A 24,964-nucleotide genomic window follows, 5' to 3' on the forward strand; every position below is an offset into this window, starting at 1 on the left:
ACAGGTGGCCGCGGCACGGCGGTTGATCACCAGGTGTAGTCCACGTGTTTGACGCCGTTGACGAAGTTGGACAGCAGGTAGTCGGGCTCCCCCACGGTACGGATCCCCGGATGCCGGGTGAACAGCTCGCGGAACATGACGGTGATCTCGCGCCGGGCCAGGTGCGCGCCCAGGCAGTAGTGCGGCCCTGGCCCGCCGAACCCGACGTGCGGGTTCGGGCTGCGGGTGATGTCGAACACGTCCGGGTCGGTGAACACGGCCTCGTCCCGGTTGGCCGAGTTGTAGAACAGCAGCACCTTGTCGCCCGCGCGATAGTCCATGCCGTTCATGGTGTGGTCCCTGGTCAGGGTACGGCGGAACTGGATCACGGGTGTCGCGTACCTGATGATCTCCTCGACCGTGCCGGGCACGTGCTTCTCGAAGTCGCTCAGGAGCACCTCCCGCTGCTGCGGATTGTCGGTGAGCAGCTTCAGCCCGTGGGCGATCGCGTTCCTGGTGGTCTCGCTCCCCGCCACCACGAGCAGGATGAAGAACGAGCCGAGCTCCTGGGGGGTCAGGTGCTCCTCGCCGTTGACCAGCAGTGAGGTCAGGTCGCCGGTCGGGTGTTTGCGCCGCTCCCGGCCGAGCCGCTGGGCCAGCAGGCTGAGCGCGCGCCCGGCCTTGATCAGCTTGAGCAGCCCGCGTGCCACCGGCCAGCGGCGGAAGGGGGCGTCCGGGTGGCTGAAGTCGACGGTGATGCCGGAGTATTCGGCGTCGGCGTTGGCCAGGATGACGTTGGTGTGGCGGAGGATCTCGTCGTGCCGGTCGGGCGGGATGCCCATCATGTCGCAGATCACCTGGACCGGCAGCCGGGCGGCGATCTCGCGGACGAAGTCGCCGGAGTCCGGCGCATTGGCGACGATCTCCCCGGCGGCGCGCTGCAGGTCCTCCTCCATCTTGGCGAGGATGCGCGGGGTGAAGGCGCGCGAGACGATCCGGCGCAGCCGGGCGTGCTTGGGGTCGTCCATGTTGATCATCGAGCCGAAGTAGACGGCCAGCCAGTTGGGCATGTCGGGGATGCTGTTGGAGGTGGGTTCGCTGCTGAAGATCCCGGCGTTGCGGCTGGCCTCGGTGACGTCGGCGTGCCGTACCAGCGCGTAGTAGCCCTTGCCCTGCTTGATGAAGGGCACCCTGTTCTCGTAGCAGAAGACCGGGTGCTCCAGCTGGCGGAGGCGGCGGAAGGCGTCCACGCGCTCCTGCTGGGGGCGTCCCCAGAACGGGATGTAGGAGAGGTCGATGTCGGCGGTCACGCTCATGATGCGGCCTTCAGGAGGTCTGCCGCCCTTTCGGCGATCATGACGGTGGGCGCGTGGGTGTGCCCGCGGTTGAGCGTCGGCATGATCGACGCGTCCACGACCCGCAGCCCGGCCACGCCTCGCACCCGCAGCTCCGGATCGACGACGGAGTCCTCGTCCGCGCCCATCCGGCAGGTGCCGACCGGGTGGTAGATGGTCTCGGCGCGCTCGCGGATCCAGCGGGCCAGCTCCTCGTCGCTCTCCGGCCCCCAGTACGGCTCCATCGGCGCCCCCGCGTACGGCTGGAGCGCCGTGGCAGCGGCCACCCGCTTGGCCATCTTCAGCCCGGCGACCAGCCGCCGCAGGTCGGCCTCGGCGGTCAGGTACGCCGGATCGATGACCGCCTGCCCATCCCGCACCGTGATCCGACCCCTGCTCTCGGGCTGGAGCAGCACGGCGCCCACGGTGATCCCGTGCCCGGACGGTTTGGTCAGGCCGTGGTCGACGAACGGCCCCGGCACGAAGACCAGCTCGATGTCGGGGGCGGGCTCGGCGGGGCTGGTCCGGATGAACGCGATCGCCTCGGCCACGCTGGTGGTGAGCATGCCGCGCCGCCGGAACAGGAAGTTCAGCAGGTTCGGCAGCGACTCCGCGCCGCTCAGCGTGACCGGCTGCGGGCACTGGTAGAAGGCGCCGGTGACCAGGTGGTCCATCAGGTTCGCGCCGACCTGCGGCGAGGGGTGCACCAGGTCGATGAGGTCGTCGGCCAGCACGTCCGGGTCGCCCACGCCGGACAGCATCAGCAGCTGCGGCGAGCCGATCGCGCCCGCCGACAGGATGACCTCGCGGGCGGCCCGCACCCGCAGGTCGTCGCCGTATAGGACGCCCACCGCGCGGCCGTCCTCGATCAGCACCTTGTGCACGTGCGCGGCGGTCAGCACGGTGAGGTTGGCGCGGTTCATGGCCGGGCGCAGGTAGGCGTCCGCGGCGCTCCAGCGGTGGCCGCGGAGCTGGGTGACCGGGGTCGTGCCGTAGCCCTCGTTGGTGTGGCCGTTCACCTCGGCCAGCCGGGTCAGGCCGATCTCCTCGCACGCCGCCAGGAAGGCGGCGGTGATGACGTTGGGGCTGCGCAGTTCGGAGATCGTGATCGGGCCGTCGGTGCCGTACACGTCGCCGTGGTTGGAACCGGCGCGCCGTTCCGCGCGGCGGAAGTAGGGCAGGACTTCGTCGTAGCTCCAGCCGGGCAGGTCCCACTGGTCGTAGTCGAGGGCGGTGCCGCGCACCCACATCTGCGCGTTCATCGAGGAGGTCCCGCCGAGCATGCGCCCGCGCGGCCAGTACAGCTCCCGGCCCGCGAGCTCGGCCTGCTTCGTCGTGCTGTAGTCCCAGTCGCAGGGCGTCTTGAACAGCTTGGAGAAGCCGGCCGGCATGCGGACCTCCAGCTTGCGGTCGCTGCCGCCGGCCTCGATCAGCGCGACCTTGACGTTCGGGTCCTCGCTCAACCGGGCGGCCAGGACGCAGCCGGCCGAACCCGCCCCGACGATCACGTAGTCGAAATCCATAACTCCGTACTTACTCCGGTTCCTGGAATGCGTCCAGTTCGCAACCTCGTGGTACCTACCGGTCGGTATGGTGGCGATGGAACTATGTGCACATGCTCAATCTGTCCATCGTGCTGGAGGACACCGCCCGGGAGACCCCGGACCGCACCGCCGTGGTCTTCGGCGACCTCCGCCTGCCGTACTCGTTCATCGACTCCGTGGCCAACCAGGTGGCCAATCTGCTGGTGTCGCGGGGCATCGGCAAGGGCGACAAGGTCGCGCTCGCCTGTCCCAACCTGCCGTACTTCCCGTTCGTGTACTTCGGGATCCTGAAGACCGGGGCGACGGTGGTGCCGCTCAACGTGCTGCTGCAGGGCCGGGAGATCGCCTACCATCTGGCCGACTCCGAGGCGAAGGCGCTGTTCTGCTTCGAGGGCACCCCCGAGCTGCCGCTCGGCGAGCGTGGTCGGGCCGGGTTCGAGGACTCCGCCGCCGAGCACTTCATCGTGCTGCCCGCGACTCCGCTGGCCACCGAATCGCCGTACGGCGAGACGATCTGGGCCGCGCTCGACGGCGTCTCCAACGTGTTCGAGACCGTGCAGACCTCCGCCGAGGACACCGCGGTGATCCTCTACACCAGCGGCACCACCGGGCAGCCCAAGGGCGCCGAGCTGAGCCACCAGAACATGCTGATCAACGCCATGATCAGCGACGAGATGTTCCCGCGCCAGCCGCAGGACGTGTATCTGGCCACGCTGCCGCTGTTCCACTCCTTCGGCCAGACCGTGATCATGAACGCGGGTTTCCGCCGCCGCGCCACGCTCGTGCTGATGCCACGCTTCGAACCCGGCGAGGCGCTGCGCCTGATGGCCCAGGAGCGGGTCACCCTGTTCGCGGGCGTGCCCACCATGTACTGGGCCCTGCTCACCTCGGTGGCCGAAGCCCCGACGTCCCTGGTCACGGCCGTCGCCGGCGGCTCGGCCCTCCCGCTCGAAGTGCTCAAGGACTTCGAGAAGACCTTCGGCGTGGCCATCCTGGAAGGGTACGGCCTGTCGGAGACCTCGCCCGTCGCCTCCTTCAACCAGCTCGCCAAGGTCCCCAAAGCCGGATCGATCGGCACCCCCGCCTGGGGCGTGGAGATGAAGCTGATCGACAGCGACTGGAACACCGTCGAGGACGTGGGCGAGATCGCCATTCGCGGCCACAACGTGATGAAGGGGTACTACAACCGTCCGGAGGCCACCCAGGAGGTCATGCGCGACGGCTGGTTCCGCACCGGCGACGTGGCCAGGCGGGACGAGGACGGCTACTACTTCATCATCGACCGGGCCAAGGACATGATCATCCGGGGTGGTTTCAACGTCTATCCCCGGGAGATCGAGGAGGTCCTGATGACCCACGAGGCCGTCTCGCTGGCCGCCGTCGTGGGTGTCGCGCACGAGTCCCTCGGCGAGGAAGTCAAGGCGTACGTCATCCTCAAGCCCGGCGCCACCGTCCAGGAAGACGATTTAGTCGCCTGGTCCAAGGAGATGATGGCGGCCTACAAATACCCCCGGATCGTGGAGTTCCGCGACAGCCTGCCGATGACCGCCACCGGCAAGATCCTCAAACGCGAACTGCGGTAGCCGTAATTTCTTGATGTGGTTCCCCGGAAACAATGCGGGTAGGGGGCGCGGGTACGGTCAGGCCGCCATCCATGTTTCCGGGGAGACACGCCATGCGAGGCCATGCGATCACCGGTGCGTTAGTGCTCGTCGCGGGACTTCTGGTCACCGCAGCACCGGCTGCGAACGCCGGCGCAGCGACACCGTTCCAGCGAGGCACCAGGTACGAAGCGGAATCTGCCACGATCGTCCAGGGCCGGGTCGAGAAAGCCCGGCGGGGATATACCGGCGAGGGATACGTCAACGGGTCCAACCAGGCCGGGAGTTACGTCGAATGGTCGGTCACGGCCGAGACGGCCGGACCGGCGAAGATCCTGATCCGGTACGCGAACACGAACCGGCGCAACGGGCGTTCGGATATCTCGGTGAACGGGCAGACCGTGGCCGAGGACCAGCGATTCCCGGGGACGCGCTGGTGGCGCTTCTGGCGGACGGTGTCGTTCCGGACGACGCTCGTCCAGGGCGAGAACACCATCCGGGTCACCTCGACGTCCCGGCGGGGGAACCCGCACCTGGATCACCTGGAAGTCCGCACTCTGACCGCACCCCCGACCGAAACACCGCCTCCCACCGAAACGCCCCCGCCATCCGAAACCCCACCTCCGACGGAATGCCCGACGATAACCCCGCCGGTCGAAACGCCCCCAGCGGAAACGCCTCCGGCCGAGACCCCGCCTGGGGAAACCCCACCGGGAGAATCACAAACTCCCTCACTCCTCGGCTCACCCCCGGTCGGATCGTCTCCCCCAGTCGAGACGCCACCAGCTGAAACACCTCCGGCCGAGACACCCCCGGCAGAAACTCCTCCCGCCGAAACTCCTCCGGCTGAGACGCCTCCAGGCGAGACGCCTCCTGGGGAAACGCCCCCGGTCGAAACACCTCCGGTTGAATCGCCCACTCCGCCCGGTGAATGTCCGCCGCCCGGTGGCGACACCGAGATTCCGACCGCGCCCGGTCAGCCCGTCTGCCAGGACATCGGCCCCACCCAGCTGAGCATCGACTGGCCGGTCTCCACCGACAACGTCGAAGTCACCGGCTACGACATCTTCGACGGCGGCACGACGATCGCCGAGGCGACCGCTCCCCCGGTCCTCATCGTCGGCCTCACCCCGGCCACCGCCTACCAGCTCACCGTCGTCGCCAAGGACGCGGCCGGAAACGTCTCCGCCAGCAGCCCGCTGGTCGAATGCGCCACCACCGAAGCCGAGGACACCGAACCCCCGAGTGCCCCGGCCGAACTGACCCAGTCCAACGTCACCGCCACCACCGCCGACCTGGCCTGGCAGGCGTCCACCGGCGACCCCGTCTCCTACCTGGTCCGCGACGAGGCGGAGAACGTCCTGGCCACAACCGGCGCCACCAGCGTCACCGTCACCGGCCTGACCTGCGCGACGCCGTACACCGTGCATGTGGTGGCCGAGGACGCGGCCGGGAACACCTCCGAGCCGAGCGGAACCCAGACCTTCACCACGGCGGCCTGCGCCGAAAGCGTGCCGCAGCAGGCGGCGACACTGTCGGAGGGCTGGACCATCCCGTGGGACATCGCCTGGACACCATCCGGCGACTACGCCCTGGTCACCCAGCGCGACGATTTCAAGATCTACAAAGTCACCGCGGAAGGCCAGCGCACCGAGGTCGGCGCGGTTCCGGAGACCGTCACCACGGACGGCGAGGGCGGCCTGATGGGCATCGCCATCCCATCCACCTGGAACGGCACCACAGATCGCGACATATACGTCATGCACACAGCGGCCGAGGGCAACCGCGTCGCCCGGATGAGCTTCGACGGCACCGCCCTCACCGACTACCGCACCGTCCTGACCGGCATCCGCAAGAACCGTTCCCACAACGGCGGCCGCATCAGGTTCGGCCCCGACGGCTTCCTCTACGTCACCACCGGCGACGCCCAGCAGCCCAGCCTGGCCCAGGACCCGGCCTCCCTCAACGGCAAGATCCTCCGCATCACCCGGGAGGGCGCCGCCGCCCCAGGCAACCCCGCCGGCACCCCCGTCTACTCCCTCGGCCACCGCAACCCCCAGGGCCTGGCCTGGGACTCGGCCGGACGCCTGTGGGCGAGCGAACTCGGCAACATCAACTGGGACGAACTCAACCTCATCGAAGCGGGCAAGAACTACGGCTGGCCCACCTGCGAGGGCGAGTGCACCACCGAAGGCATGACCAACCCAAAGAAAACCTGGACCCCCGACACGGCCTCCCCCAGCGGCATGGCCATCGTCGCTGACACGGTCTACCTGGCCGCGATGCGCGGCCAACGCCTGTGGCGCATCCCCCTGAACGGCACCGACGCCGGCGAGCCATCGGCCTACTTCCAGGGCGTCCACGGCAGACTGCGCGCCGTAGAGAAGGTCCCCAACGCCAACACCCTGTGGCTCAGCACCACCAACGGCGAAGGAGACCGACTCCTCCGGGTCTCCCTCGAATAGAGAATGGCGAGACGCATGGCGGCTCCCGCGTGTGATCAACGCGGGAGCCGTACCAAGAGATCAGGGCCAGTCGAGGGACGGGCGGAGGGGGACGTAGGAGGCGCCCTCGTCGTCCAGGCGGACGCCTAGGACCTGGTGGAGTTGGATTTTGTTGCGTTCGAAGCCGACGATGCAGCCGGCCATGTAGAGGCGCCATACGCGGGCGGTGCCCTGGCCGACTTCGCGGACGGCTTCGTCCCAGTGGTCGTCCAGGTTGTGGCACCAGTCGCGGAGGGTCAGCGCGTAGTGTTCGCGCAGGTTCTCCTCGTGGCGGATCTCGAATCCGGTGTCCTCCATCTCCCGGATGAGGGTGCCGACCGACTCCAGCTCGCCGTCGGGGAAGACGTAGCGGTTGATGAAACCGCCCTTGTTGATCGTCTTTTCCTTGCCGGTCGGGCGGGTGATGCAGTGGTTGAGCAGGCGCCCGCCGGGCTTGAGCTTGCTGTGGAGGAACCTGAAGTAGTTGGCGAGCTGGTCTCGGCCGATGTGCTCGGTGAGGCCGATGGAGCTGATCACGTCGAAGTCGGATTCGGCGACGTCGCGGTAGTCCAGGAAGCGCACTTCGGCGAGCTCGCCGAGGCCTTCCTCGGCGATGGCCTTCTGCGCCCACTCGGCCTGCTGGCGGCTGAGGGTGACGCCGAGCGCCTTCACGCCGTACTCGCGGGCGGCGTGGCGGACCATGCTGCCCCAGCCGCAGCCCACGTCCAGCAGGCGCATGCCGGGCTTGAGGTCGAGCTTCCTGGCGACCAGGTCGAACTTGGTGTGCTGGGCCTGTTCGAGCGTGGCGTCAGGGGTGGGATAGGTCGCGCAGGTGTAGGCCATCGACGGCCCGAGCACCCACTCGTAGAAGCGGTTGGAGACGTCGTAGTGGTGGTGGATCGCCTCGGCGTCGCGCTGCTTGGCGTGCCGGCTGCCGAGCCGGGCCATCGCCGAGCGGCGGACCTCCTGGGCGGGCAGCGGGACCCGGGTCAGCAGCGGCTTGACGCCGAGCGCCCGGACGGCGGCGATCTTCTCGGCCGTCGAGAGGTCGTTGATCGTTAACGACCACATCCGGTCGAGCAGCTCGTACATGTCGCCCTGCACGTCCAGATGGCCGGAGATGTAGGCCCGGGCCATGCCGAGCTCACCCGGGGCCTGAGCCAGGTAGGCGACCGCCATCGGCGACTTCACCTCGAGGCGGATGTCCGCGCCGGACGGGCCGGCTTTGCTGCCGTCGTACGCGGAGAACTCGATGCCGGCCCCAGATCCGACAACCCGTTCAAAGATCTCGGCGAGATTCATGTGTCATCACCTTCCCCGTACACATTTCTCATACAGGTCGAGCAAACGTCCACCGGGGTCGTACGCACGTTTGACCGGCCAGTAGGCGTCTCCGTTGTAGAAGCGCCAGAACTCCTCTCGAGCATAGAAGGAGGTCGAATAGAGGGACTTGTGGCCCTCCAGTTCGTGCACGGCGCGTTCGATCAGACGGTTGTAGTAGCCGTCCTGCCGTCCTCTCGGCAGGGCCACCATCCCCCAGAAACCGAAGTTCACGTAGAGCCGCCCGGAGTCCAGCGGGTAGAGGCTCCAGTCTCTGGTGGCTTTCAGGGGGCACATCCAGAGCGGCGTCATGCCCACCTGGCTGTGGAAGAACTCCAGGAACTCGGCGCCCCGCTCGACCGGGACCTCCACGTCCTGGATGACCGACTCATGCATCGGGTTGTCGCGCCAGCGGTCGATCCTGGCGGTGATGCCGTAGCGCTGGTCGAGGCCGACCAGCTTGCGGTAGACGTCGGAGCGCAGCCAGCGGCGCGGGGTGATGGACCGCACCAGGGGCTGCTGCACGCCGAAGGCGCGCGAGCACCAGAACCAGTCGGTGTCCCAGCGCCACAGGTAGTCGCGGATGGTGAGCCAGTCGCGGGTACGGCTGCGCATCGACTGGTAGTAGATCCGCATCCCGGTGTAATCCGACGCGTACGGCGCACGCTCGGCGAACCGGCCAAGCGTGATGTACATCTCGTCGGGCCCGAAGAAGGTGCCGTCGATGAAGTCGATCGGGTCGCCGTCGTGCTCCCGGGTATCGCAGATCTCCTGCATGGCCAGCATGCACTTGTCGGCATCGGTGAACCGCACGTGGGTCAGCCGCACGAAAGGCTGCACGGGGGCCAGCTTGATCTTGATGCGGAGCGCGTAGCCGAGCGTGCCGTAGGAGTTGGGGAAGGCGTGGAACAGGTCGCTGAACTCGTTGTCGGCGCGGGCGACCACGATCCGGCCGTCGCCGGTGAGGATCTCCAGCTCCTCCACCGACTCGTGCGGCAGGCCGTCCCTGAACGAGCTGGACTCGATGCCGAGCCCGGTGACCGCGCCCCCCAGCGTGATCGTCTTCAGCTGCGGCACCACGAACGGCATCAGCCCGTGCGGCAGGGTGGCGTCGACCAGGTTCTCGTAGGTCGTCATGCCCTGGACTTCCGCGGTGCGGGTGTCCGGGTCGACGTGGATGACCTGGTCGAGGTCGCGGGCGGAGAGCTTGGCGACCTTGGCGGGCTCGCGGAACCGGAACAGGTTCGTGGTGGCCTTGGCCAGGCGCGGGGCCGCGTCGCCGGGGATCGCGGCGTAGGAGTCGCGGATCTGCTCGACCGCTCTCCGATGGGTGGTCATACTGGTCGTGCGCTCGGGCATGACACCACCCCCAGGATAGTAGAGATCGTCTCTAGAGGAACGCTATCCCCCTAAAACAACCCAGACCAGACTCGACACGTTAAACCCGAGAAAACTGTCGGTTCGTTGGGCGTGCGTTGACAGTTGTTCCCACTCCGACATGGGAGAACCCTCGACTCTCCCGGCCTATTCCCGCTGTGGATCACCTTGGCCGGAAGCTGTCCAGAACCTTGGTCATCGCTTCCGTCTGGGCGGCCCAGCGCGCCTCCTCCGACGTCCAGGTGACCAGGAACGCGCGGTCGCCGACCGTCAGCAGGCGGGTGAGTTCGCGGTAGCCGACGCCGGCGGTGAGCCAGGGGCTGCTCGCGGTGTCCACCGGGGTGAAGGTGGACTCCCATTCGACGGCGCCGCCGTAGGACCAGGAGACGCGGTCGAGGCGCACGCGGCGGTAGTCGCGGGCGTCGCGGGCGCGGATGGCCTCGATCTCGGCGATCATCTCGCGCTGGGCCGCGTGCGGGACGACCTCCTCCACGCCGAGATGGCTGCCGCCGTCGCGGCTCAGCCATTCGGTGAACGCCTCGGCGCGGGAGCCGGTCCAGGCGCGCGGGTAGCCGATCGTCCAGCCGGCCGGGGAGACGTACCGCTTGTAGGAGGACACGCGGGTGGGAGTGACGCTCGGCTCCGGCGACGGAGACGGAGACGGAGACACGAGGACCGGAGCCGCCGGCGGGTCGAGGGACATCATCGACCAGGCGGCGGTCCCGACGACCGCGACCATCGCGACGGCCGCGACCGCGATCAGCCAGGTACGGCTCCGCCACCGGCTCCCCGGCTGGCGGGGCGGCCCGCCGTCGACCAGGGACAGCAGGCGCTCGGCCTCGGCCACGCTGGCCCGCTCGGCGGGATCCCGCTTGAGCAGCGCCGACAGCGCCGGATGCAGGGCGGGATGGAGCCGCCCGAAGTCGGGTTCCTCGGTCAGCACCGCCGCCACCGTGGCGATCATCGTCCCCCGGTCGAAGGGCGACTTGCCGAGCACGGCCGCGTACAGCGTCGCCCCGAGCGACCACAGGTCGGAGGGCGGCCCGAACTCGGCCGCCTCGGCGCGCTCCGGCGCGAGGAACGCGGGCGACCCGGTGATCATCCCGACCACCGGCAGGTTCGTCTCGTGCTCGGTGGTGGCGATGCCGAAGTCGGTGAGGACCGCCCGGCCTTCCGGCGTGACCAGGATGTTGGCCGGTTTGACGTCCCGGTGCAGCACCCCGGCGGCGTGCGCGGCGGCCAGCGCGGACAGGATCTGCCGCCCGATCGCGGCCACCTCCCGCACCGGCAGCGAGCCCTGCTCCCGGACGAGCTGCTCCAGGGAGGGCGCGCGGACGAGTTCCATCACGATCCACGGGCGGCCGTCCTCCTCCGCCACGTCGTAGATCGCGACGATGCTGCGGTGGCTGAGCCGGGCGGCGGTCCTGGCCTCGCGCCCGGTCCGCAGAAGCTGGCGTTCCAGCTCGCCTGGCGGCAGGCCGAGCGGCAGCATGACCTCCTTGACCGCGACCGGCCGATCCAGCAGCGTGTCGTGCCCCTCCCACACCACGCCCATCGCGCCCTGCCCGAGCTTCCGCTTGAGCTGGTAGCGCCCCGCGACCAGCCGTTCCCCCTCCATCGTGCCCCCTTGGCCGCACAGTAAGAGGCGGCAATTCTCCCATACCGGCCACCCCTGGGCGGTGCCGCGAAGGCCGGTTCCGAATATTGTTCTAGGTATGGGAGCCGAGATGAGCGGACCGTTGGCCGGGATACGCGTGCTGGAACTGGCCGGGCTGGCTCCCGGGCCGTTCGCGGGCATGATGCTGGCCGACCACGGCGCGGAAGTACTCCGGGTGGACCGGGTCAAAGCGGTCACCGACGCGCAGCATCCAAACGTGATGGATCGGGGCAAACGATCCATCGGCCTGGATCTGAAGTCCACCGACGGCGTCGCCGCGTTCAAACGCCTGGCCGCGCGCGCGGACGTGGTCATCGAGGTGTTCCGCCCCGGCGTCGCCGAGCGCCTCGGCATCGGCCCCGCCGACCTGCACGCGGTGAACGAGCGCCTGATCTACGGCCGGATGACCGGCTGGGGCCAGAACGGGCCGCTCGCCGCCACGGCGGGCCACGACATCGACTACATCGCGATCTCCGGCGCGCTGTCCGCGCTGGGCCGCGCCGGGGACAAGCCCACCCCGCCGATCAACATCCTCGGCGACTTCGCGGGCGGCGGTCTCATGCTCGCGTACGGCGTGCTGCTCGCCCTCATCGAACGCGGGCGCACCGGCCAGGGCCGGGTGATCGACGCCGCCATGGTGGACGGCGCGGCGCTGCTGCTGGCGATGTTCTTCCAGGCGTCCCAGACCGGATTCTGGGGGGCGCGTGGCACGAACCTGCTGGACACCGGGGCGCCCATGTACGACACGTACGAGACGGCGGACGGAAAGCACCTCGCGGTCGGAGCCCTGGAGCCGCAGTTCTGGGCCGAGATGCTGGGCAAGCTCGGCCTCACCGACCTGCCGGACCGGGATGACCAGGCGAACTGGCCGGTGATCCGGGACCGCCTGGCCGCCGTGTTCGCGACCCGGACCCGGGCGGACTGGGAAGCGGTGTTCGCGGGGTCGGACGCGTGTGTCTCGCCCGTGCTCGAGTTGACCGAGGCTCCGGAGCACCCGCACAACCGCGCCCGGGGCACGTTCGTTGAGATCGCGGGTGTCACCCAGCCCGCGCCCGCCCCCCGCCTGCTCGGCACACCCCCCAGCGACCTGGCCCCCGCGACGAGGTTGCAGGACCTCACCTCCTGGGGCCTGGACGACGAAACCGCCAAATCTCTTCGCGACCTTGGAGTCCTCGCTTAATGGACGTCTTCGAAGCCCTCTACACCACCCGTGCCATGCGCCGGGTCAAACCGGACGCGATCCCGGCCGACGTGCAGGAACGCATCCTGGACGCGGCCGTGCGCGGCCCGAGCGGCGGCAACACGCAGGGCTGGCGGTTCCTGCTGCTGGACGATCCGGCGGTGAAGGCCGAGCTCGGGCCGCTGTACCGGCAGGCGCTCGGGGTGCTGTTCGAGACGCACTACAAGCCGATGCGGGAGAAGGGGGATCCGCAGGCGCTCAGTGTCCTCAAGTCGGCGCAGCATCTCGCGGACCATTTCGAGGCGTACCCGCTGATGCTGTTCGCGTTCACCCGCAACGACCCGTCCGGGGGGTCGATCTTTCCGTCGGTGTGGAGCGCGCAGCTGGCGGCGCGGGCGTTCGGTGTCGGGAGCGCGCTGACGACCGTGCTCGGGATGTTCCACGGAGAAGAGGCGATGCGGATCCTCGGTGTGCCGGAGGGTAAGGGCTGGCAGCTGGCGTGCACCGTCACCTTCGGCTACCCGACCGGTCGCTGGGGTGTCGCGCCCAGGCGGCCGGTGCATGAGGTGAGCTATCGCAACAGGTGGGGCGAGCCGGTGGGCTTCGAGATCCCCGAGCCGCTGTGGAACTACGACGACTGAGTCTCCGCGTAAGAGGGCCGCACGGCGACATAGAGGTCCGCGCCCGCCGGGTGGTGGACCTCCACGTCGGTGGTGAAGGCCCGGGCGGGAGACGCGCCGGACTCGGTGTGCTTCCAGAGGTACTGCCAGGCCTCAATCAGAGTCTGCGGCAGCGGGCCGCGTACCTCCAGGTGCATGCAGGGCACGCCCGGCACCCGGACCGCGGCCATGCCCTCCGGCAGCCGGGCGGCGGTGTGCACCGCGACGCCGACGATCTGGGTGTACGCGCCGTTGTGATCGCTCTCGTAGTCGGTGAGCACCGCGTACACGTTCTCGTCAGCCCTTCCCGGCACGTGCGCGAACGCGCCCGGCGCGCCCGCGCGGGCCCAGAGCGCCGGCAGCTGCGCTCGCGCCGGGTCGGCCTCGGCCGCGTTCGTGGTCCGCACGACGTGGCCGACGACGAGCAGCTCGGGCCGGTCAACAATGATCACAGATCGTCCCCCATTCGACTGAACTGATCGGCGTCATCCTTACATACCGTGCTGGAACGCAGGGAATGTTCATAACGTGCGATTTCTCAACGACATAACTCCGCCGTATGACTTGACCTACAGCGATGTGTTCATGGTCCCGTCCAGGTCGGACATCGGGTCGAGACTTACCGTGGATCTTTCCTCCCATGACGGAACGGGCACCACCATTCCCGTGGTCGTCGCCAACATGACCGCGGTGGCCGGCCGCCGGATGGCGGAGACCGTGGCCAGGCGCGGCGGGCTGACCGTGATCCCGCAGGACATCCCCATAGATGTGGTGGCGAACGTCATCGAATGGGTTAAAGGACGCGATCTCATTCATGACACGCCGATCACGCTCACCCCGCACGACACCGTGGGAGACGCGCTCAACCTGCTGCCCAAACGGTCACACGGCGCGGTCATCGTGGTCGACTGGGACAACCGGCCGATCGGGGTCGTGACCGAGGCGGACTGCCAGGGCGTGGACATGTTCACCCAGCTCTCCCAGGTCATGACCGAATCCCCGCAGACGCTCCCGCAGGGCGTCGACCCCCAGACCGCCTTCGGCGCGCTGCACGAGGGCCGGCACCGGCTCGCTCCCGTGGTCGACGGGGAGGGACGCCTGGTCGGCATTCTCACCCGTACGGGGGCACTGCGGGCCACCCTCTACCAGCCCGCCCTGGATCCCTCGGGGCGCCTCCGGGTCGCGGCGGCCGTCGGGATCAACGGCGATGTCGCCGCGAAGGCGAAGGAACTGCTCGACGCGGGCGCCGACACGCTCGTCGTCGACACGGCGCACGGGCACCAGGAGAAGATGCTGGCCGCGCTCGTCGCGGTGCGGGCGCTGTCGCCCGGGGTGCCGATCGTGGCGGGCAACGTGGTCACCGCGGCCGGGGTCCGGGATCTGGTCGAGGCCGGGGCCGACATCGTCAAGGTCGGGGTCGGGCCCGGCGCGATGTGCACGACCCGGATGATGACGGGCGTCGGGCGCCCGCAGTTCTCGGCCGTGCTGGAGTGCGCCGCCGAGGCCCGCCGGTTGAATCGCCACATCTGGGCCGACGGCGGGGTACGGCATCCGCGTGACGTCGCCCTCGCGCTGGCGGCCGGGGCGTCCAACGTCATGATCGGCTCGTGGTTTGCCGGGACGTACGAGTCGCCTGGGGACACCCGTACCTCCGCCGATGGCCGGAAATACAAGGAAAATTTCGGAATGGCGTCGGCTCGTGCCGTCCGGTTGCGTACGGCGGAGGACACGCCGTTCGAACGGGCGCGCAAGGCGCTGTTCGAGGAGGGCATCTCGACCTCGCGGATGTATCTGGATCCGGTCCGGCCCTCGGTGGAAGATCAGATCGACGAGATCGTGGCGGGGTTGCGGTCCGCGTGCACGTACGCGGGGGCGGCCAGCCTGGCGGAATTCCATGAGCGGGCGGTCGTGGGCGTCCAGAGCTCGTCGGGTTACACCGAGGGCATGCCGCTGCACCAGAGCTGGTGATGAGGGGAAGCCGCCGGTGATCCAGTGGCGCCCGATAGAGTCGGCTGGTCGATCGGAACCACGATCGGCCGCCGGCACGGGGGCGCGCCACCTCTGCCGGACGCGGGCGGCTTCGCCGCCTGGCAACCGAGAGGCGCGCTGGAACAAGGAGACCCACGTGGCACTCGAAAGGCCCGAGATCGACTTCCCCGAGGGCAACCCGCCCTCCGACCTGGAGATCGTCGACCTGGTCGAGGGCAACGGCGCCGAGGCCAAGCCCGGGCAGACCGTGAGTGTGCATTATGTCGGTGTCGCGTTCTCGAGCGGCGAAGAGTTCGACGCGTCGTGGAACCGCGGCCAGGCCTTCCAGTTCCCGCTCGGCGGTGGCCAGGTCATCGCGGGCTGGGACAAGGGCGTCGCCGGCATGAAGGTCGGCGGGCGCCGCCGCCTCACCATCCCGCCCCACCTGGGCTACGGCAACCGGGGCGCCGGTCGCGCGATCAAGCCCGGAGAGACTTTGATCTTCGTTGTGGACCTGCTCGACGTCGGCTGACCCTGGCGAATCCAGCCCCCGGCCCGCCGCCGGGGGCTGTGTCATGCCGGGAACTGGCGGCATTACAGCGGACTAGGGCAGGATTACCCTGTGTTGCTGATCGATCTTGCCAGGACCTCCGCCGCGGTGGCCGCCGAGTCGGCCCGCCTGGCCAAGATCAGGCACCTGGCCGAGTTGCTGGGCAGGGTCGGGCCTGACGAGGCTGAGATCGCCATCGCGTACCTGTCCGGGGAACTGCCGCAGCGGCAGATCGGCGTGGGCTGGCGGACCCTGCAGGAGCTGCCCGAGCCCCGGCTGGCCGCCACGGCCACGCTGACCCAGATCGACGCGCTGCTCGAACGCATCAAGGCCCAGTCGGGGCAGGGCTCGCAGGCGGCGCGCAAGCAGCTGGTCGCCGAGCTGTTCGGGGCGGCCACGCGGCCGGAGCAGACCTTTCTGGGGCGGCTGCTGACCGGGGAACTGCGGCAGGGCGCGCTCGACGGGGTGATGATCGAGGCCATCGCCAAGGCGGCCGAGGTGCCGTCGGCCGAGGTGCGGCGGGCGCTCATGTTGCGCGGCTGGCTGCCCGCCGTGGGGGCGGCGGCGCTGGCCGGTGGGGTGGACGCGCTGCGCGGCTTCCATCTGGAGGTCGGGCGTCCGGTCGCGCCCATGCTGGCGCAGAGCGCGCCGACCGTCACGGCCGCGCTGGAGAAGATCGGCGGGCCGGCGGCCGTGGAGTGGAAGCTGGACGGGGTACGGGTGCAGGCGCACCGGTCGGGCGATCACGTCGGGGTGTTCACGCGGACGCTGGACGACATCACGGCGCAGGTGCCTGAGCTGGTTGAGGCCATGCTGGGGCTGGAGCGTACGGATCTGGTGCTGGACGGGGAGGTCATCGCGCTGCGGGCGGACGGCTGGCCGGAGCCGTTCCAGGTGACGGCCGCGCGGGTGGCGACGAAGGTCGGGCCGCGGGAGGTGCCGTTGAGTGTGTTCTTCTTTGACGCGTTGCGGGTGGATGGGGTGGATCTGCTGGATCTGCCGGACGCGGAGCGGCATGCGGCGCTGGCGGGAGCCGTACCGGCGGAGTTGATCGCGCCGCGGTTGGTGACGGGGGACGCGGAGGAAGGGGAGGCGTTCTTCGCGGACGCGGTGCGGCGGGGGCATGAAGGGGTGGTCGTGAAGGCGCCGCAGACGGCCTATGCGGCGGGGCGGCGGGGGGCCGGGTGGATCAAGGTCAAGCCTCGGCACACGATGGATCTGGTGGTGCTGGCGGTCGAGTGGGGGCATGGGCGGCGGGAGGGGAAGCTGTCCAATCTCCATCTGGGTGCGCTGGATCCGGAGACTGGCGGATATGTCATGCTCGGGAAGACGTTCAAGGGGCTGACGGATGAGCTGCTCGCGTGGCAGACCGAGCAGTTCCTGCGGCTCGCGGATGGGCCCACCGATGGGTGGACGGTCACCGTCAAGCCGGTGATGGTGGTGGAAATCGCCTTTGATGGCGTGCAGCGGTCGACGCGGTATCCCGGAGGATTGGCGTTGAGGTTCGCGCGGGTGCTCCGGTATCGGCCGGATAAGCGTGCGGAGGAAGCCGACACGATCGGGATGGTTCAGGCGCTTTTGCCCTGATCAGCGACTTAGCGATCTATGCGAATTCGTTATATTTGGCAGTTCAGTTCATGATCGGCGCTCTAGGCTCGCACCCTGGGGCGCTGTGAGATGGGTCACATCAATACGCATATGGGCGATTTGTCGCATATGTTCCGTAAAGATGTCCAATGGCCTGTTATGGGATTGGGTAGTCGTTGTTGTCCTGTTTCCCTCCCGATCAAGGACTGTGGTTTCGTTGGGCCGGCATTCCTCCCCCGGTAAGAGTTCTCCCGCGCGTCGGATCGTGGTGGCGGTGGTCGCCACCGGTAGCGTCACCGCCGCCGCCGTGACGGCGTGGTCGGTGACCAGGGAGCCTGAGCTTGACGTTGCCAGGATGGCCCGGTCCGCGCCCGCTGCCACGTCTACGGCGGGGGTTCATTCGCCGGTGCGGACGCCGGGCGCGGCATCGGGGGCCGGGTCGGCTCAGTCGCAGGCCGGTGAACCGACGTCCGCGGGTTCAAGCGCCGAACCGAGTTCCCCCACGGCGCGTACGGAGCCAACCGCGCCCAGTTCGAGCGCGGAGCCGAACTCCTCGGACGCTGACCCGAACTCTGCGCGTGCCAGCGCTGAGCCGGAGGCGTCGGTTCGCGCGGAGCCGTCGGCGAGTCCGCAAGCTTCGGAGTCGAACGCGCGGGTGGTCTCGTCCGGCAGCTGCAAGGCGGCCTTCTACCACGAGGAGCAGACCACGGCCAGTGGCGAGCGCTTCAATCCCAATGCGCTGACCGCCGCCCACCGATCCATCCCGATGCACAGCAAGGTCAGGGTGATCAACCCCGCCAGTGGCAAGTCCGTCGTGGTCCGGATCAACGACCGGGGGCCGTGGGGCAACGGCCTGTGCCTGGACCTTTCGCGCGCCGCCTACAACGCCATCGGCGACCTGCACACGGGCATCATGCGCGTGCGCTACGAGGTCCTCGACGACTGATCTCGGGCGCCCGAGCCGTCCCGGGGTCCGCGGGTTCGGACAGGCGTTTGAGCGAGCTCTCGCGCGCCGCGTACGCGGCGCGGGCGGCCTCGATGTCGTCCAGATGGGCGAGCGTCCAGTCCATCAGCTGGCAGACCGTGTCCAGGAGGGTGCGTCCCAGCGGGGTGAGCTCGTAGTCCACCCGGGGCGGGACCACGGGGTGGATCGTGCGCTCGACCAGCCCGTCCTCCTCCAGCCCGCGCAGGGTGACCGTGAGCATGCGCTGGCTGATACCCGGGATCTCACGCTGGAGTTCCATGAAGCGTTTCTGACCATCGGCCAGGTGATGGATGACGTTGATCGTCCACTTGTCGCCGACCCGGTCCAAGATCTGCCTGATCAGGCACGCCCGCTCGTCGTGCTCAAGCATGGACACTTCCCTCCAGGTAACTGACGCAGAAAAAAGTGCGATCTCCCACGTTAAGCCATACTTACCGATGATGGGGTTCATGACAAAAAGTAACCAAGTCATGGAAGCGCCACCGCTGGATGAGGCGTTCGCCGTACCCGCGGCGGAAGATCAGCTGGAGCGGGCGGCGAAGGGCCTTCGGGAGCGCGGATATGCAGTGCATATTGTGGATGGTCCGGAAGACGCCAGGGCGTTGGTGAGCGCGCTCGTGCCAGTCGACAAGGAGGTGTTCACGGCGTCGAGCGAGACGCTGCGGACCGCGGGAATCGCGGCGGACCTCGACGAGTCGGGGCGGTTCCGTTCGGTACGCGCCCAACTGGCGGAGCTGGACATCGCCGCGCAGATCAGGATGGGCGCCACGCCCGATGTCGTAGTCGGCAGCGTGCACGCCGTCACCGAGGACGGGATCATGGTGGCGGCGTCCGCGAGCGGCAGCCAGCTCGCCTCGTACGCGGCCGGAGCGCGGCAGGCCATCTGGGTGGTCGGCGCGCAGAAGGTGGTCGCGGACCTGGACACCGCACTACGCCGCATCCGGACATACTCGCTGCCCCGGGAGTGGGTGCGGTTGCAGGAGGTGTACGGCCAGCCGTCGTTCGTCGGAAAAATCCTGATACTCGAGCGCGAGATGCCTGATCGCGGGACGGTCATCCTAATCCGCAGCGAAATCGGATTCTGACCTCATCGAGTGGTGGCCACCACCGCCTGGGGGGTGCGCGGTGGTGGCTACTTGATCAGCCGGAGCGTGAAGGGATAGCGGAAGTCTCCCTCGGCCAGGGCGGAGACGCCACCGATGACGGACAGGGCGAACCCCAGCACCCAGATCACCGGGATCAGGACGATTCCGATGACGGTGATCGGAAGCAGGAAGGTCGCCCCGAGGACGGTCAGATGGAAGTTCAGGGCCTCGACGGCGTGTCTGCGGACGTAGGGGGACGACTTGCCGGCCGTGAGAAGAATGATCAGCGGGCCGACGATGAACAGGCCGGTCAGGCTGATCAGGTGGGCGGCCGAGGCCACCACACGGTCCGCCGCGTCCCGGGCCATGGGGCGCGGCAGCTGGGTCGCGTGCACCGGCGTCAGGGAGGGTGGTGGCGGGATGTACGGGGGGCGGGAGCCGTACAGGTCGGTCATGATCGGCATGAGGTCGGCGTGGGTCCTGGCCGTCATGGCGAGGTGGAGACGCTCGTCCATCTCGTCCTTGTCGAGACGCCCCTCCGCGTACGCGGCCTTGACGTGCTCGACCACCTGGTCTCGATCATCGTTGGTCACTCGGAGCTGGGGGTGCGGCGCGGGCGCGCCGCCCGGCCACGGTGGTGTCGCTGCCGCCGGCATCAAAAGCCTTACCTTCCGTCGATCCGAGCAGCCGTGCGGGTACGCGCGACCACTTACACTTCGAGTCTGCCTCGCCACCGCGATGACGTGGGCTCTCGCCTACTCATATTCGATCGAGACAAGGCCGCGGTCCATCCGGGATGTCCCCCACGGAACCCCGGGAGCGCCCTCATTGTCACCGGCTTTCGCTCAGGACCGGTATATAAGGGGTATGAGATGGCGTGACCGCTACGGCCTTAGGCGCAATCGCGGCCCCAAGGTCGCCAAATTCGACCGCGAGGCAACCGATCAGGACATCGAGGCTCTGATCGAGTTCGCCAAGTCCCGAAGGGGCGTCGAGTTCTACGTCGAGCCGGAAACCTTCGCGACCGACACCACCGCCGTCGCGATCGCGCACGACGGCGAATGGACCCGCCGCAGAGTCGGCTCCCCCGCAGTCATCAAGAAGGTCGCCCGCGACCTCGCACTCCCCGTGTACGACGTGCAACTCACGGGCTACCCCGCCCGCATGCGCGCCTACAACGAACGCCGCCGCCAAGCCGAAGCCGACTGACCTCCCACCACCAGACCACGCACCACAACCATCACCTGGGCTCCTCACCCGAGCCTCCGCTTTGTCCACCGCCTTGTCCGGCATGCTTCGGCCTCCGCCCAGGCCCCTTCACCCGGGGCCTCTCACCCGGCCGTGACCGCCGTCGCCTGGCTCGCCTCGCCCCTTTGGCCGACCGCCCTCCGGCATCTTGTTGAGTTTTGTCCTGGATGCTCGGGAGGATGTAGAGAACGTGGTGGCCTGCTTCTACCTACACGTGGAAGCGCCGAGTAGGGCGCGAGCACCGAAGGAGCCAGAGATGAAGTACATGATGCTCATGCAGTTCGGGCAGCAGGCCGAGTTCCCGCCGATCAGCACGTGGCCGCCGGAAGATGTCATGGCGCACGTCGAGTTCATGCATGGCGTGACCGAGAAGTTCACCGCCTCGGGGGAACTCGTGGACGCGCAGGGCCTGGCGATGCCCGACCAGGCCAGGACGGTGCGGGCAGGCGACAGCGGGATCCCCGTGGTCACCGACGGTCCCTATCCTGAGACGAAGGAGTTCCTGGTCGGCTACTGGATCGTGGACTGCGAAAGCCAGGAGCGGGCGTTCGAACTCGCCGCGTTCGTCTCGGCCGCACCTGGACCGGGCGGCAAGCCGCTGAACATGCCGATCGAGGTCCGCCAGGTGATGTCCGCCCCACCCGAGGAACTGTCAACCCTCTGAGGCACGCCACGCGATATCCGTCCGAGAAAGCCGTCAACGCTTTGAGATACGCCAAGTGATGTCCGTCCGAGAAGCTGTCGCGCTTCGAGGCACGCCAAGCGATATCTCTTCGAGGAGGCGTCAGCGCTTTGAGGCACGCCGAATGACGTCCGTCCGAGGAGTCGGCAACGCTGGATGATCGGGCCATCGAGGACCTGCTGCGCGAACTCGCGCCGCAGGTCGTCGGCGTGCTCACCCGGCGTACGGGAGACTTCGACGCGGCTGAGGACGCCGTCCAGGAAGCCCTGCTCGACGCCGCCGCCCAATGGCCGAAGGAAGGGCTGCCCGGCAATCCGCGTGGCTGGCTCATTCAGGTCGCGTTCCGCCGGATGACCGAGCAGGTCCGCAACGAGCAGGCCCGCCGTCGCCGGGAGGAACTGGTCGCCGCGCGAACCCCGCCGGAACTGCGGTCCGCGCCCGCCGCCGACGACGCGTACGCCTCCGACCAGGACGACACGCTGAGCATGCTGTTCCTCTGCTGTCACCCCGCGCTCACACCCGCCTCCGCGATCGCCCTCACCCTGCGCTCGGTAGGCGGTCTGACCACAGCCCAGATCGCCAAAGCGTTCATGGTGCCCGAGGCGACGATGGCGCAGCGGATCAGCCGGGCCAAGCAGCGCATCAAAACATCCGGCATCCCGTTCGGAATGCCCGCCCCACATGAACGCGCACGCAGGCTCAGCTCGGTGCTCCATGTCCTCTACCTGACCTTCAACGAGGGCTACGCCAGCACCACCGGCCCCGACCTCCACCGCGTCGAACTCGCCCGCGAGGCGATCCGGCTGACCCGGATGATCCACGCCCTGCTCCCGGATGAATGCGAAATCGCCGGCCTGCTCGCCCTCATGCTCCTCACCGACGCCCGCCGCGCCGCCCGCACCGGCCCGCACGGCACCCCCATCCCCCTGACCGAACAAGACCGCACCAAATGGGACTCCGACGCGATCACCGAAGGAGTCACGCTCATCACCACCACCCTGGCCAAGGGCGCGGTCGGCCCCTACCAACTCCAAGCCGCGATCGCCGCACTCCACGACGAAGCCGCCACCGCCGACCAAACCGACTGGCCACAGATCATGGCCCTCTACGGCCTGCTGGAACGCATGTCCGGCAACCCCATGGTCACACTCAACCGCGCCGTCGCCGCCGCCATGGTCCACGGCCCCTCAACCGGCCTCGACATCCTCAAAACACTCGACGCCGACGGCCGCCTCGCCGACCACCACCGCTTCCACACCGCCCGAGCCCACCTCCGCGAAATGGCCGGCGACCTCCCCGGCGCCATCGAGGACTACCGCACAGCCGCAAACCACACCACAAACATCCCCGAACGCGACTACCTCACCGCCCGCGCCGCCCGCCTAGCCGCAACGACATCCCCACCCCCGACCACCCAACTCAACACAGAAACCGATGACGCTTCTGATCCCCCTGCCTAGCAAACCCACGGAACGAGCAGGTCCCCAGGCCAACGCCGTCATCCGGCACCGTTAACGCTCACGGTAGTTCTCACCAGACCGGCGCCCAGAGCGGCAGCAGCAACGTTGTGGATCTTCGGAATGAAGCGGTTTGCTTGCTGCTGCTCGGTTAGCTCGCGAGGGCGGATGGTTCTTCGAGGAGGGTGAGGAGAGGGGAGAGCCATTTCATGGTGGGGGTGCCCATTTCTCGGTCCAGGTCTTCGGGGGTGGGCATACGTTCTCGGAGGACGTTTGGGGGGAGCAGGTTGCGGATGGCGCGGGAGAGGAGGACTGCCATTGTGTAGCGGGGGTCCGCGGTGAGGGCTCGGTCGAGGGCCAGGGTGGCGAGGGCGCAGTCGCCGTTACGCCAGGCGGTGGCCGCCAGGAGGGAGGCCGCGGGGGCGGCGTGACGGGGGTTCAGGCGGCGGGTCAGGTCGCGCCAGAGGGTGAGATGTGCGGCGCGGTCGTCGATCAGTGTCCATGCTTCGTCTCGCACGCGGATTATCGCCAGATCGAGGCCCAGGCGGGCGGCGTCGTCGTCGTTGAGGCGGTCGCCGTGCGCGTATACGTCGATCGCGGTTCGGACGCGGGCTATTCCGTCGGCCACGATGTCCGCGGGTTTTCCTCTGGCCAGGGCGATCCGGATGGACGTGATCGCACGGTCGGTCGCGCGGTTCATCGAGACGCGGGCCTTGCCTTGGTATGGCGCGACCGAGCGTTCCAGGCTGCGGCGGTTCGGAAGGGCGACCAAGCCCTGCACCACCGCCTCGGCCGCGATCGAACTCGCCTTTGGGTCATACGCCACCCCCTCGGGCGGGCAGCAGGCCACGCGCTGGCACACATACGACCAATAGCGGCCGTCGGCGGCACGCAAGGATTCGGTGATCTTGATGCCTCCCGTGCGCAACAGGCGGGTGGCCTCGTCCACCCCGGCGGTCACGAGAGATCCCGGGCCGTACCCGATGAGGATGACCGTGGTGACCTGTTCGCGCTTGAGCAGCGGCAGGAGTCCGTCGAGGGCGCCGGATTCCGCGGGGAGATCCCAGCGCGTGGTCACCCGCACAGCCGGCCCGACCAATCCGATCACGACCAGGCTGCGCTCGGGATAGAAGCCGATCAGAAACGGCACGGCGGCCAGGATGTCGGTCGGCGACGACAACCGGAGTCTCGGGTTCGCTGAACTCATGCCCGAACTATTCCGCCCCGGCGCTCACGCCCAGAAGCCGAACTCAATTCTGTGGACAGCCAACCTGAACCTGTTGCAATTGTGCCCTTGTGATTCGCATTCCCGCAGGTCACAACCCACCCAGGAAAGAACCGCCTGTGCATGATCTTCACGTTTACGGCGTGAGCCAAGCGGGAAACTCGGCCATCTGATATCACTCGACTGCGATTTGGGGGCACCGGAGCACGAAATGCAGGTCTGCCCGGAAGGATGCGCTCGGTACATAACGAACCAACTTCACAGTGATACAGGTGGTATTTGTGTTATTTCGTCTCGCCAGCAGCCATGTGTTCGCGGAGAGCGAAGATCATAATCCGGTAAAGAGGCCCGCGCGTTGAAGCGAGGCCGGTTACTGGGCAGAGCACTGTTTATGGGCATGCGCGACAGTCGATCCGTGGCTCCCCCATCCGTCGAGGATTGGTCCGATCATGAGCGATCCAGGCTGACCGCCCTGCTCGGCGGCGAGACCGTCCTCGTCAGCATGAACCAGCGGCGAGGCCACCCGCGCCTGATCGCCTGGGCCAAGTCCCAATCCCTGTATGTCCGGATCGATTCCCGGAGCGTGTGGGCCAACCCGCACGAGAAAGACGACGCTCTGCGCGGCGAACAGCTACGCCGTTTTGAGGTTCACCTCAATGCGCGTCCCGATTTGCTCGCACGGCTCGGCGAACTCCGCGGCAAGGCTCTGGCCTGCTGGTGCACTCACGGCCCCTGCCACGGCCAGATCCTCAAACTTCTCGCGGACGGTCCGGCCCCGCCGCCCGTACAACCAGAGCCGGACGATCTCAGCCCCGAAGAGCAGCTCGCCCTCGCCGAAGCCGAGAACGCGATCGAACACGGCCTCACCACGTTCGTCGACGTCGGTCACGCTCTCTCCCGGATCCGCGCCGGGCGCCTCCACCGCGCCACCCACCCCCGCTTCGAGGACTATTGCCGCGAACGCTGGGGCTTCACCAAGAACCACGTCAATCGCCAGATCGACGCAGCCCACGTCATGGGCACCCTCGCCATCACCCACATCC

General features: G+C 68.3%; 23 protein-coding genes. 13 read left to right on the top strand and 10 right to left on the bottom strand.

Features of this window, described 5'->3' with window-relative positions:
• Positions 1-26: 26 nt before the first annotated feature.
• Both Amac_RS45145 and Amac_RS45150 read right to left on the bottom strand, forming a co-directional pair.
• Positions 27-1,295 (bottom strand): cytochrome P450, encoded by a 1,269-nt coding sequence (locus Amac_RS45145; RefSeq protein WP_155360606.1) that lies wholly within the window; start codon positions 1,293-1,295, stop codon positions 27-29.
• On the bottom strand, positions 1,292-2,836 hold the full coding sequence (locus Amac_RS45150; protein WP_155360607.1) for a GMC family oxidoreductase: 1,545 nt from the start codon (positions 2,834-2,836) through the stop codon (positions 1,292-1,294). Before Amac_RS45150 ends, Amac_RS45145 begins: the two co-directional genes overlap by 4 nt.
• A 92-nt stretch (positions 2,837-2,928) precedes the next feature.
• Between Amac_RS45150 and Amac_RS45155 the strand changes: the two genes are divergently transcribed.
• Positions 2,929-4,440: a long-chain-fatty-acid--CoA ligase gene (locus Amac_RS45155; RefSeq protein WP_155360608.1), complete on the top strand. Its 1,512-nt coding sequence runs from the start codon at positions 2,929-2,931 to the stop codon at positions 4,438-4,440.
• Positions 4,441-4,532: 92 nt separating this feature from the next.
• On the top strand, positions 4,533-6,923 hold the full coding sequence (locus Amac_RS45160; protein ID WP_170322984.1) for a PQQ-dependent sugar dehydrogenase: 2,391 nt from the start codon (positions 4,533-4,535) through the stop codon (positions 6,921-6,923).
• 60 nt (positions 6,924-6,983) lie between these two features.
• Here the strand turns inward: Amac_RS45160 and Amac_RS45165 are convergent, their stop codons facing one another.
• The 3 genes from Amac_RS45165 to Amac_RS54140 all read right to left on the bottom strand — a co-directional run bounded on the left by Amac_RS45165 (position 6,984) and on the right by Amac_RS54140 (position 11,256).
• The gene (locus Amac_RS45165) at positions 6,984-8,243 is read right to left on the bottom strand and encodes a class I SAM-dependent methyltransferase (RefSeq protein WP_155360610.1); all 1,260 of its coding nucleotides are present in this window, start codon (positions 8,241-8,243) and stop codon (positions 6,984-6,986) included.
• A 6-nt stretch (positions 8,244-8,249) separates the two neighbouring features.
• Positions 8,250-9,620, bottom strand: a complete 1,371-nt coding sequence (locus Amac_RS45170; RefSeq protein ID WP_155360611.1) for an FAD-binding oxidoreductase — start codon at positions 9,618-9,620, stop codon at positions 8,250-8,252.
• 181 nt (positions 9,621-9,801) lie between these two features.
• Positions 9,802-11,256 (bottom strand): serine/threonine-protein kinase, encoded by a 1,455-nt coding sequence (locus tag Amac_RS54140; RefSeq protein WP_170322985.1) that lies wholly within the window; start codon positions 11,254-11,256, stop codon positions 9,802-9,804.
• A gap of 109 nt (positions 11,257-11,365) precedes the next feature.
• On the opposite strand from Amac_RS54140, the gene Amac_RS45180 reads away from it, so the two are divergent.
• On the top strand, positions 11,366-12,475 hold the full coding sequence (locus Amac_RS45180) for a CaiB/BaiF CoA transferase family protein (RefSeq protein ID WP_155360612.1): 1,110 nt from the start codon (positions 11,366-11,368) through the stop codon (positions 12,473-12,475).
• Complete coding sequence (locus Amac_RS45185; protein WP_155360613.1) at positions 12,475-13,116, top strand: nitroreductase family protein; 642 nt, start codon at positions 12,475-12,477, stop codon at positions 13,114-13,116. Before Amac_RS45180 ends, Amac_RS45185 begins: the two co-directional genes overlap by 1 nt.
• On the opposite strand, the gene Amac_RS45190 is transcribed toward Amac_RS45185, so the two are convergent.
• On the bottom strand, positions 13,104-13,586 hold the full coding sequence (locus tag Amac_RS45190; protein WP_155360614.1) for a GyrI-like domain-containing protein: 483 nt from the start codon (positions 13,584-13,586) through the stop codon (positions 13,104-13,106). The two genes, Amac_RS45185 and Amac_RS45190, sit on opposite strands and share 13 nt — an antisense overlap.
• A 76-nt stretch (positions 13,587-13,662) precedes the next feature.
• On the opposite strand from Amac_RS45190, the gene Amac_RS45195 reads away from it, so the two are divergent.
• From Amac_RS45195 to Amac_RS45205, 3 genes are all read left to right on the top strand, one after another.
• Positions 13,663-15,102: a GuaB1 family IMP dehydrogenase-related protein gene (locus Amac_RS45195; RefSeq protein ID WP_155360615.1), complete on the top strand. Its 1,440-nt coding sequence runs from the start codon at positions 13,663-13,665 to the stop codon at positions 15,100-15,102.
• Between the two features lie 157 nt (positions 15,103-15,259).
• Positions 15,260-15,634 carry an FKBP-type peptidyl-prolyl cis-trans isomerase gene (locus Amac_RS45200; RefSeq protein ID WP_155360616.1) on the top strand — a complete coding sequence of 125 codons (375 nt, stop codon included), beginning with the start codon at positions 15,260-15,262 and terminating at the stop codon, positions 15,632-15,634.
• Between the two features lie 90 nt (positions 15,635-15,724).
• Entirely contained in the window at positions 15,725-17,239 is a 1,515-nt protein-coding gene (locus tag Amac_RS45205) for an ATP-dependent DNA ligase (RefSeq protein ID WP_155360617.1), read from the top strand.
• A gap of 444 nt (positions 17,240-17,683) precedes the next feature.
• Here the strand turns inward: Amac_RS45205 and Amac_RS56890 are convergent, their stop codons facing one another.
• On the bottom strand, positions 17,684-17,917 hold the full coding sequence (locus Amac_RS56890) for a hypothetical protein (protein ID WP_246269115.1): 234 nt from the start codon (positions 17,915-17,917) through the stop codon (positions 17,684-17,686).
• On the opposite strand from Amac_RS56890, the gene Amac_RS56895 reads away from it, so the two are divergent.
• Complete coding sequence (locus Amac_RS56895) at positions 17,895-18,185, top strand: septal ring lytic transglycosylase RlpA family protein (protein ID WP_246269116.1); 291 nt, start codon at positions 17,895-17,897, stop codon at positions 18,183-18,185. The genes Amac_RS56890 and Amac_RS56895 overlap by 23 nt on opposite strands.
• On the opposite strand, the gene Amac_RS45215 is transcribed toward Amac_RS56895, so the two are convergent.
• Positions 18,151-18,594, bottom strand: a complete 444-nt coding sequence (locus Amac_RS45215) for a winged helix-turn-helix transcriptional regulator (RefSeq protein WP_155360618.1) — start codon at positions 18,592-18,594, stop codon at positions 18,151-18,153. The genes Amac_RS56895 and Amac_RS45215 overlap by 35 nt on opposite strands.
• Before the next feature lie 79 nt (positions 18,595-18,673).
• Here Amac_RS45215 and Amac_RS45220 point away from each other — a divergent pair, with 79 nt between their 5' ends.
• Positions 18,674-19,309, top strand: a complete 636-nt coding sequence (locus Amac_RS45220) for an LUD domain-containing protein (protein ID WP_246269117.1) — start codon at positions 18,674-18,676, stop codon at positions 19,307-19,309.
• A gap of 47 nt (positions 19,310-19,356) precedes the next feature.
• On the opposite strand, the gene Amac_RS45225 is transcribed toward Amac_RS45220, so the two are convergent.
• Positions 19,357-19,965, bottom strand: a complete 609-nt coding sequence (locus tag Amac_RS45225) for a DUF1707 and DUF4870 domain-containing protein (RefSeq protein ID WP_155360619.1) — start codon at positions 19,963-19,965, stop codon at positions 19,357-19,359.
• Positions 19,966-20,176: 211 nt separating this feature from the next.
• On the opposite strand from Amac_RS45225, the gene Amac_RS45230 reads away from it, so the two are divergent.
• From Amac_RS45230 to Amac_RS45240, 3 genes are all read left to right on the top strand, one after another.
• On the top strand, positions 20,177-20,518 hold the full coding sequence (locus Amac_RS45230; protein ID WP_155350990.1) for a hypothetical protein: 342 nt from the start codon (positions 20,177-20,179) through the stop codon (positions 20,516-20,518).
• 295 nt (positions 20,519-20,813) lie between these two features.
• Positions 20,814-21,221, top strand: coding sequence for a YciI family protein (locus Amac_RS45235; RefSeq protein ID WP_155360620.1), 408 nt, complete (start codon positions 20,814-20,816; stop codon positions 21,219-21,221).
• A 170-nt stretch (positions 21,222-21,391) separates the two neighbouring features.
• Positions 21,392-22,699 carry an RNA polymerase sigma factor gene (locus Amac_RS45240; protein WP_155360621.1) on the top strand — a complete coding sequence of 436 codons (1,308 nt, stop codon included), beginning with the start codon at positions 21,392-21,394 and terminating at the stop codon, positions 22,697-22,699.
• A 148-nt stretch (positions 22,700-22,847) separates the two neighbouring features.
• Here the strand turns inward: Amac_RS45240 and Amac_RS45245 are convergent, their stop codons facing one another.
• Positions 22,848-23,903 carry a DUF4192 domain-containing protein gene (locus Amac_RS45245; RefSeq protein WP_155360622.1) on the bottom strand — a complete coding sequence of 352 codons (1,056 nt, stop codon included), beginning with the start codon at positions 23,901-23,903 and terminating at the stop codon, positions 22,848-22,850.
• Between the two features lie 433 nt (positions 23,904-24,336).
• Between Amac_RS45245 and Amac_RS54145 the strand changes: the two genes are divergently transcribed.
• Positions 24,337-24,964 (top strand): DUF4326 domain-containing protein (locus tag Amac_RS54145; RefSeq protein WP_170322986.1); only part of this gene is annotated, 628 nt, incomplete at its 3' end.

Origin of the sequence: Acrocarpospora macrocephala (genome assembly GCF_009687865.1) — a bacterium.
Lineage (GTDB): Bacteria > Actinomycetota > Actinomycetes > Streptosporangiales > Streptosporangiaceae > Acrocarpospora > Acrocarpospora macrocephala.

Excerpts from the sequence above, each read along its gene's own strand:
- Amac_RS45145 (WP_155360606.1), bottom strand. The coding sequence starts at position 1,295 with ATGAGCGTGACCGCCGACATCGACCTCTCCTACATCCCGTTCTGGGGA.
- Amac_RS45150 (WP_155360607.1), bottom strand. The coding sequence starts at position 2,836 with ATGGATTTCGACTACGTGATCGTCGGGGCGGGTTCGGCCGGCTGCGTC.
- Amac_RS45155 (WP_155360608.1), top strand. The coding sequence starts at position 2,929 with ATGCTCAATCTGTCCATCGTGCTGGAGGACACCGCCCGGGAGACCCCG.
- Amac_RS45160 (WP_170322984.1), top strand. The coding sequence starts at position 4,533 with ATGCGAGGCCATGCGATCACCGGTGCGTTAGTGCTCGTCGCGGGACTT.
- Amac_RS45165 (WP_155360610.1), bottom strand. The coding sequence starts at position 8,243 with ATGAATCTCGCCGAGATCTTTGAACGGGTTGTCGGATCTGGGGCCGGC.
- Amac_RS45170 (WP_155360611.1), bottom strand. The coding sequence starts at position 9,620 with ATGCCCGAGCGCACGACCAGTATGACCACCCATCGGAGAGCGGTCGAG.
- Amac_RS54140 (WP_170322985.1), bottom strand. The coding sequence starts at position 11,256 with ATGGAGGGGGAACGGCTGGTCGCGGGGCGCTACCAGCTCAAGCGGAAG.
- Amac_RS45180 (WP_155360612.1), top strand. The coding sequence starts at position 11,366 with ATGAGCGGACCGTTGGCCGGGATACGCGTGCTGGAACTGGCCGGGCTG.
- Amac_RS45185 (WP_155360613.1), top strand. The coding sequence starts at position 12,475 with ATGGACGTCTTCGAAGCCCTCTACACCACCCGTGCCATGCGCCGGGTC.
- Amac_RS45215 (WP_155360618.1), bottom strand. The coding sequence starts at position 18,594 with ATGCTTGAGCACGACGAGCGGGCGTGCCTGATCAGGCAGATCTTGGAC.
- Amac_RS45220 (WP_246269117.1), top strand. The coding sequence starts at position 18,674 with ATGACAAAAAGTAACCAAGTCATGGAAGCGCCACCGCTGGATGAGGCG.
- Amac_RS45225 (WP_155360619.1), bottom strand. The coding sequence starts at position 19,965 with ATGCCGGCGGCAGCGACACCACCGTGGCCGGGCGGCGCGCCCGCGCCG.
- Amac_RS45230 (WP_155350990.1), top strand. The coding sequence starts at position 20,177 with ATGAGATGGCGTGACCGCTACGGCCTTAGGCGCAATCGCGGCCCCAAG.
- Amac_RS45235 (WP_155360620.1), top strand. The coding sequence starts at position 20,814 with ATGAAGTACATGATGCTCATGCAGTTCGGGCAGCAGGCCGAGTTCCCG.
- Amac_RS45245 (WP_155360622.1), bottom strand. The coding sequence starts at position 23,903 with ATGAGTTCAGCGAACCCGAGACTCCGGTTGTCGTCGCCGACCGACATC.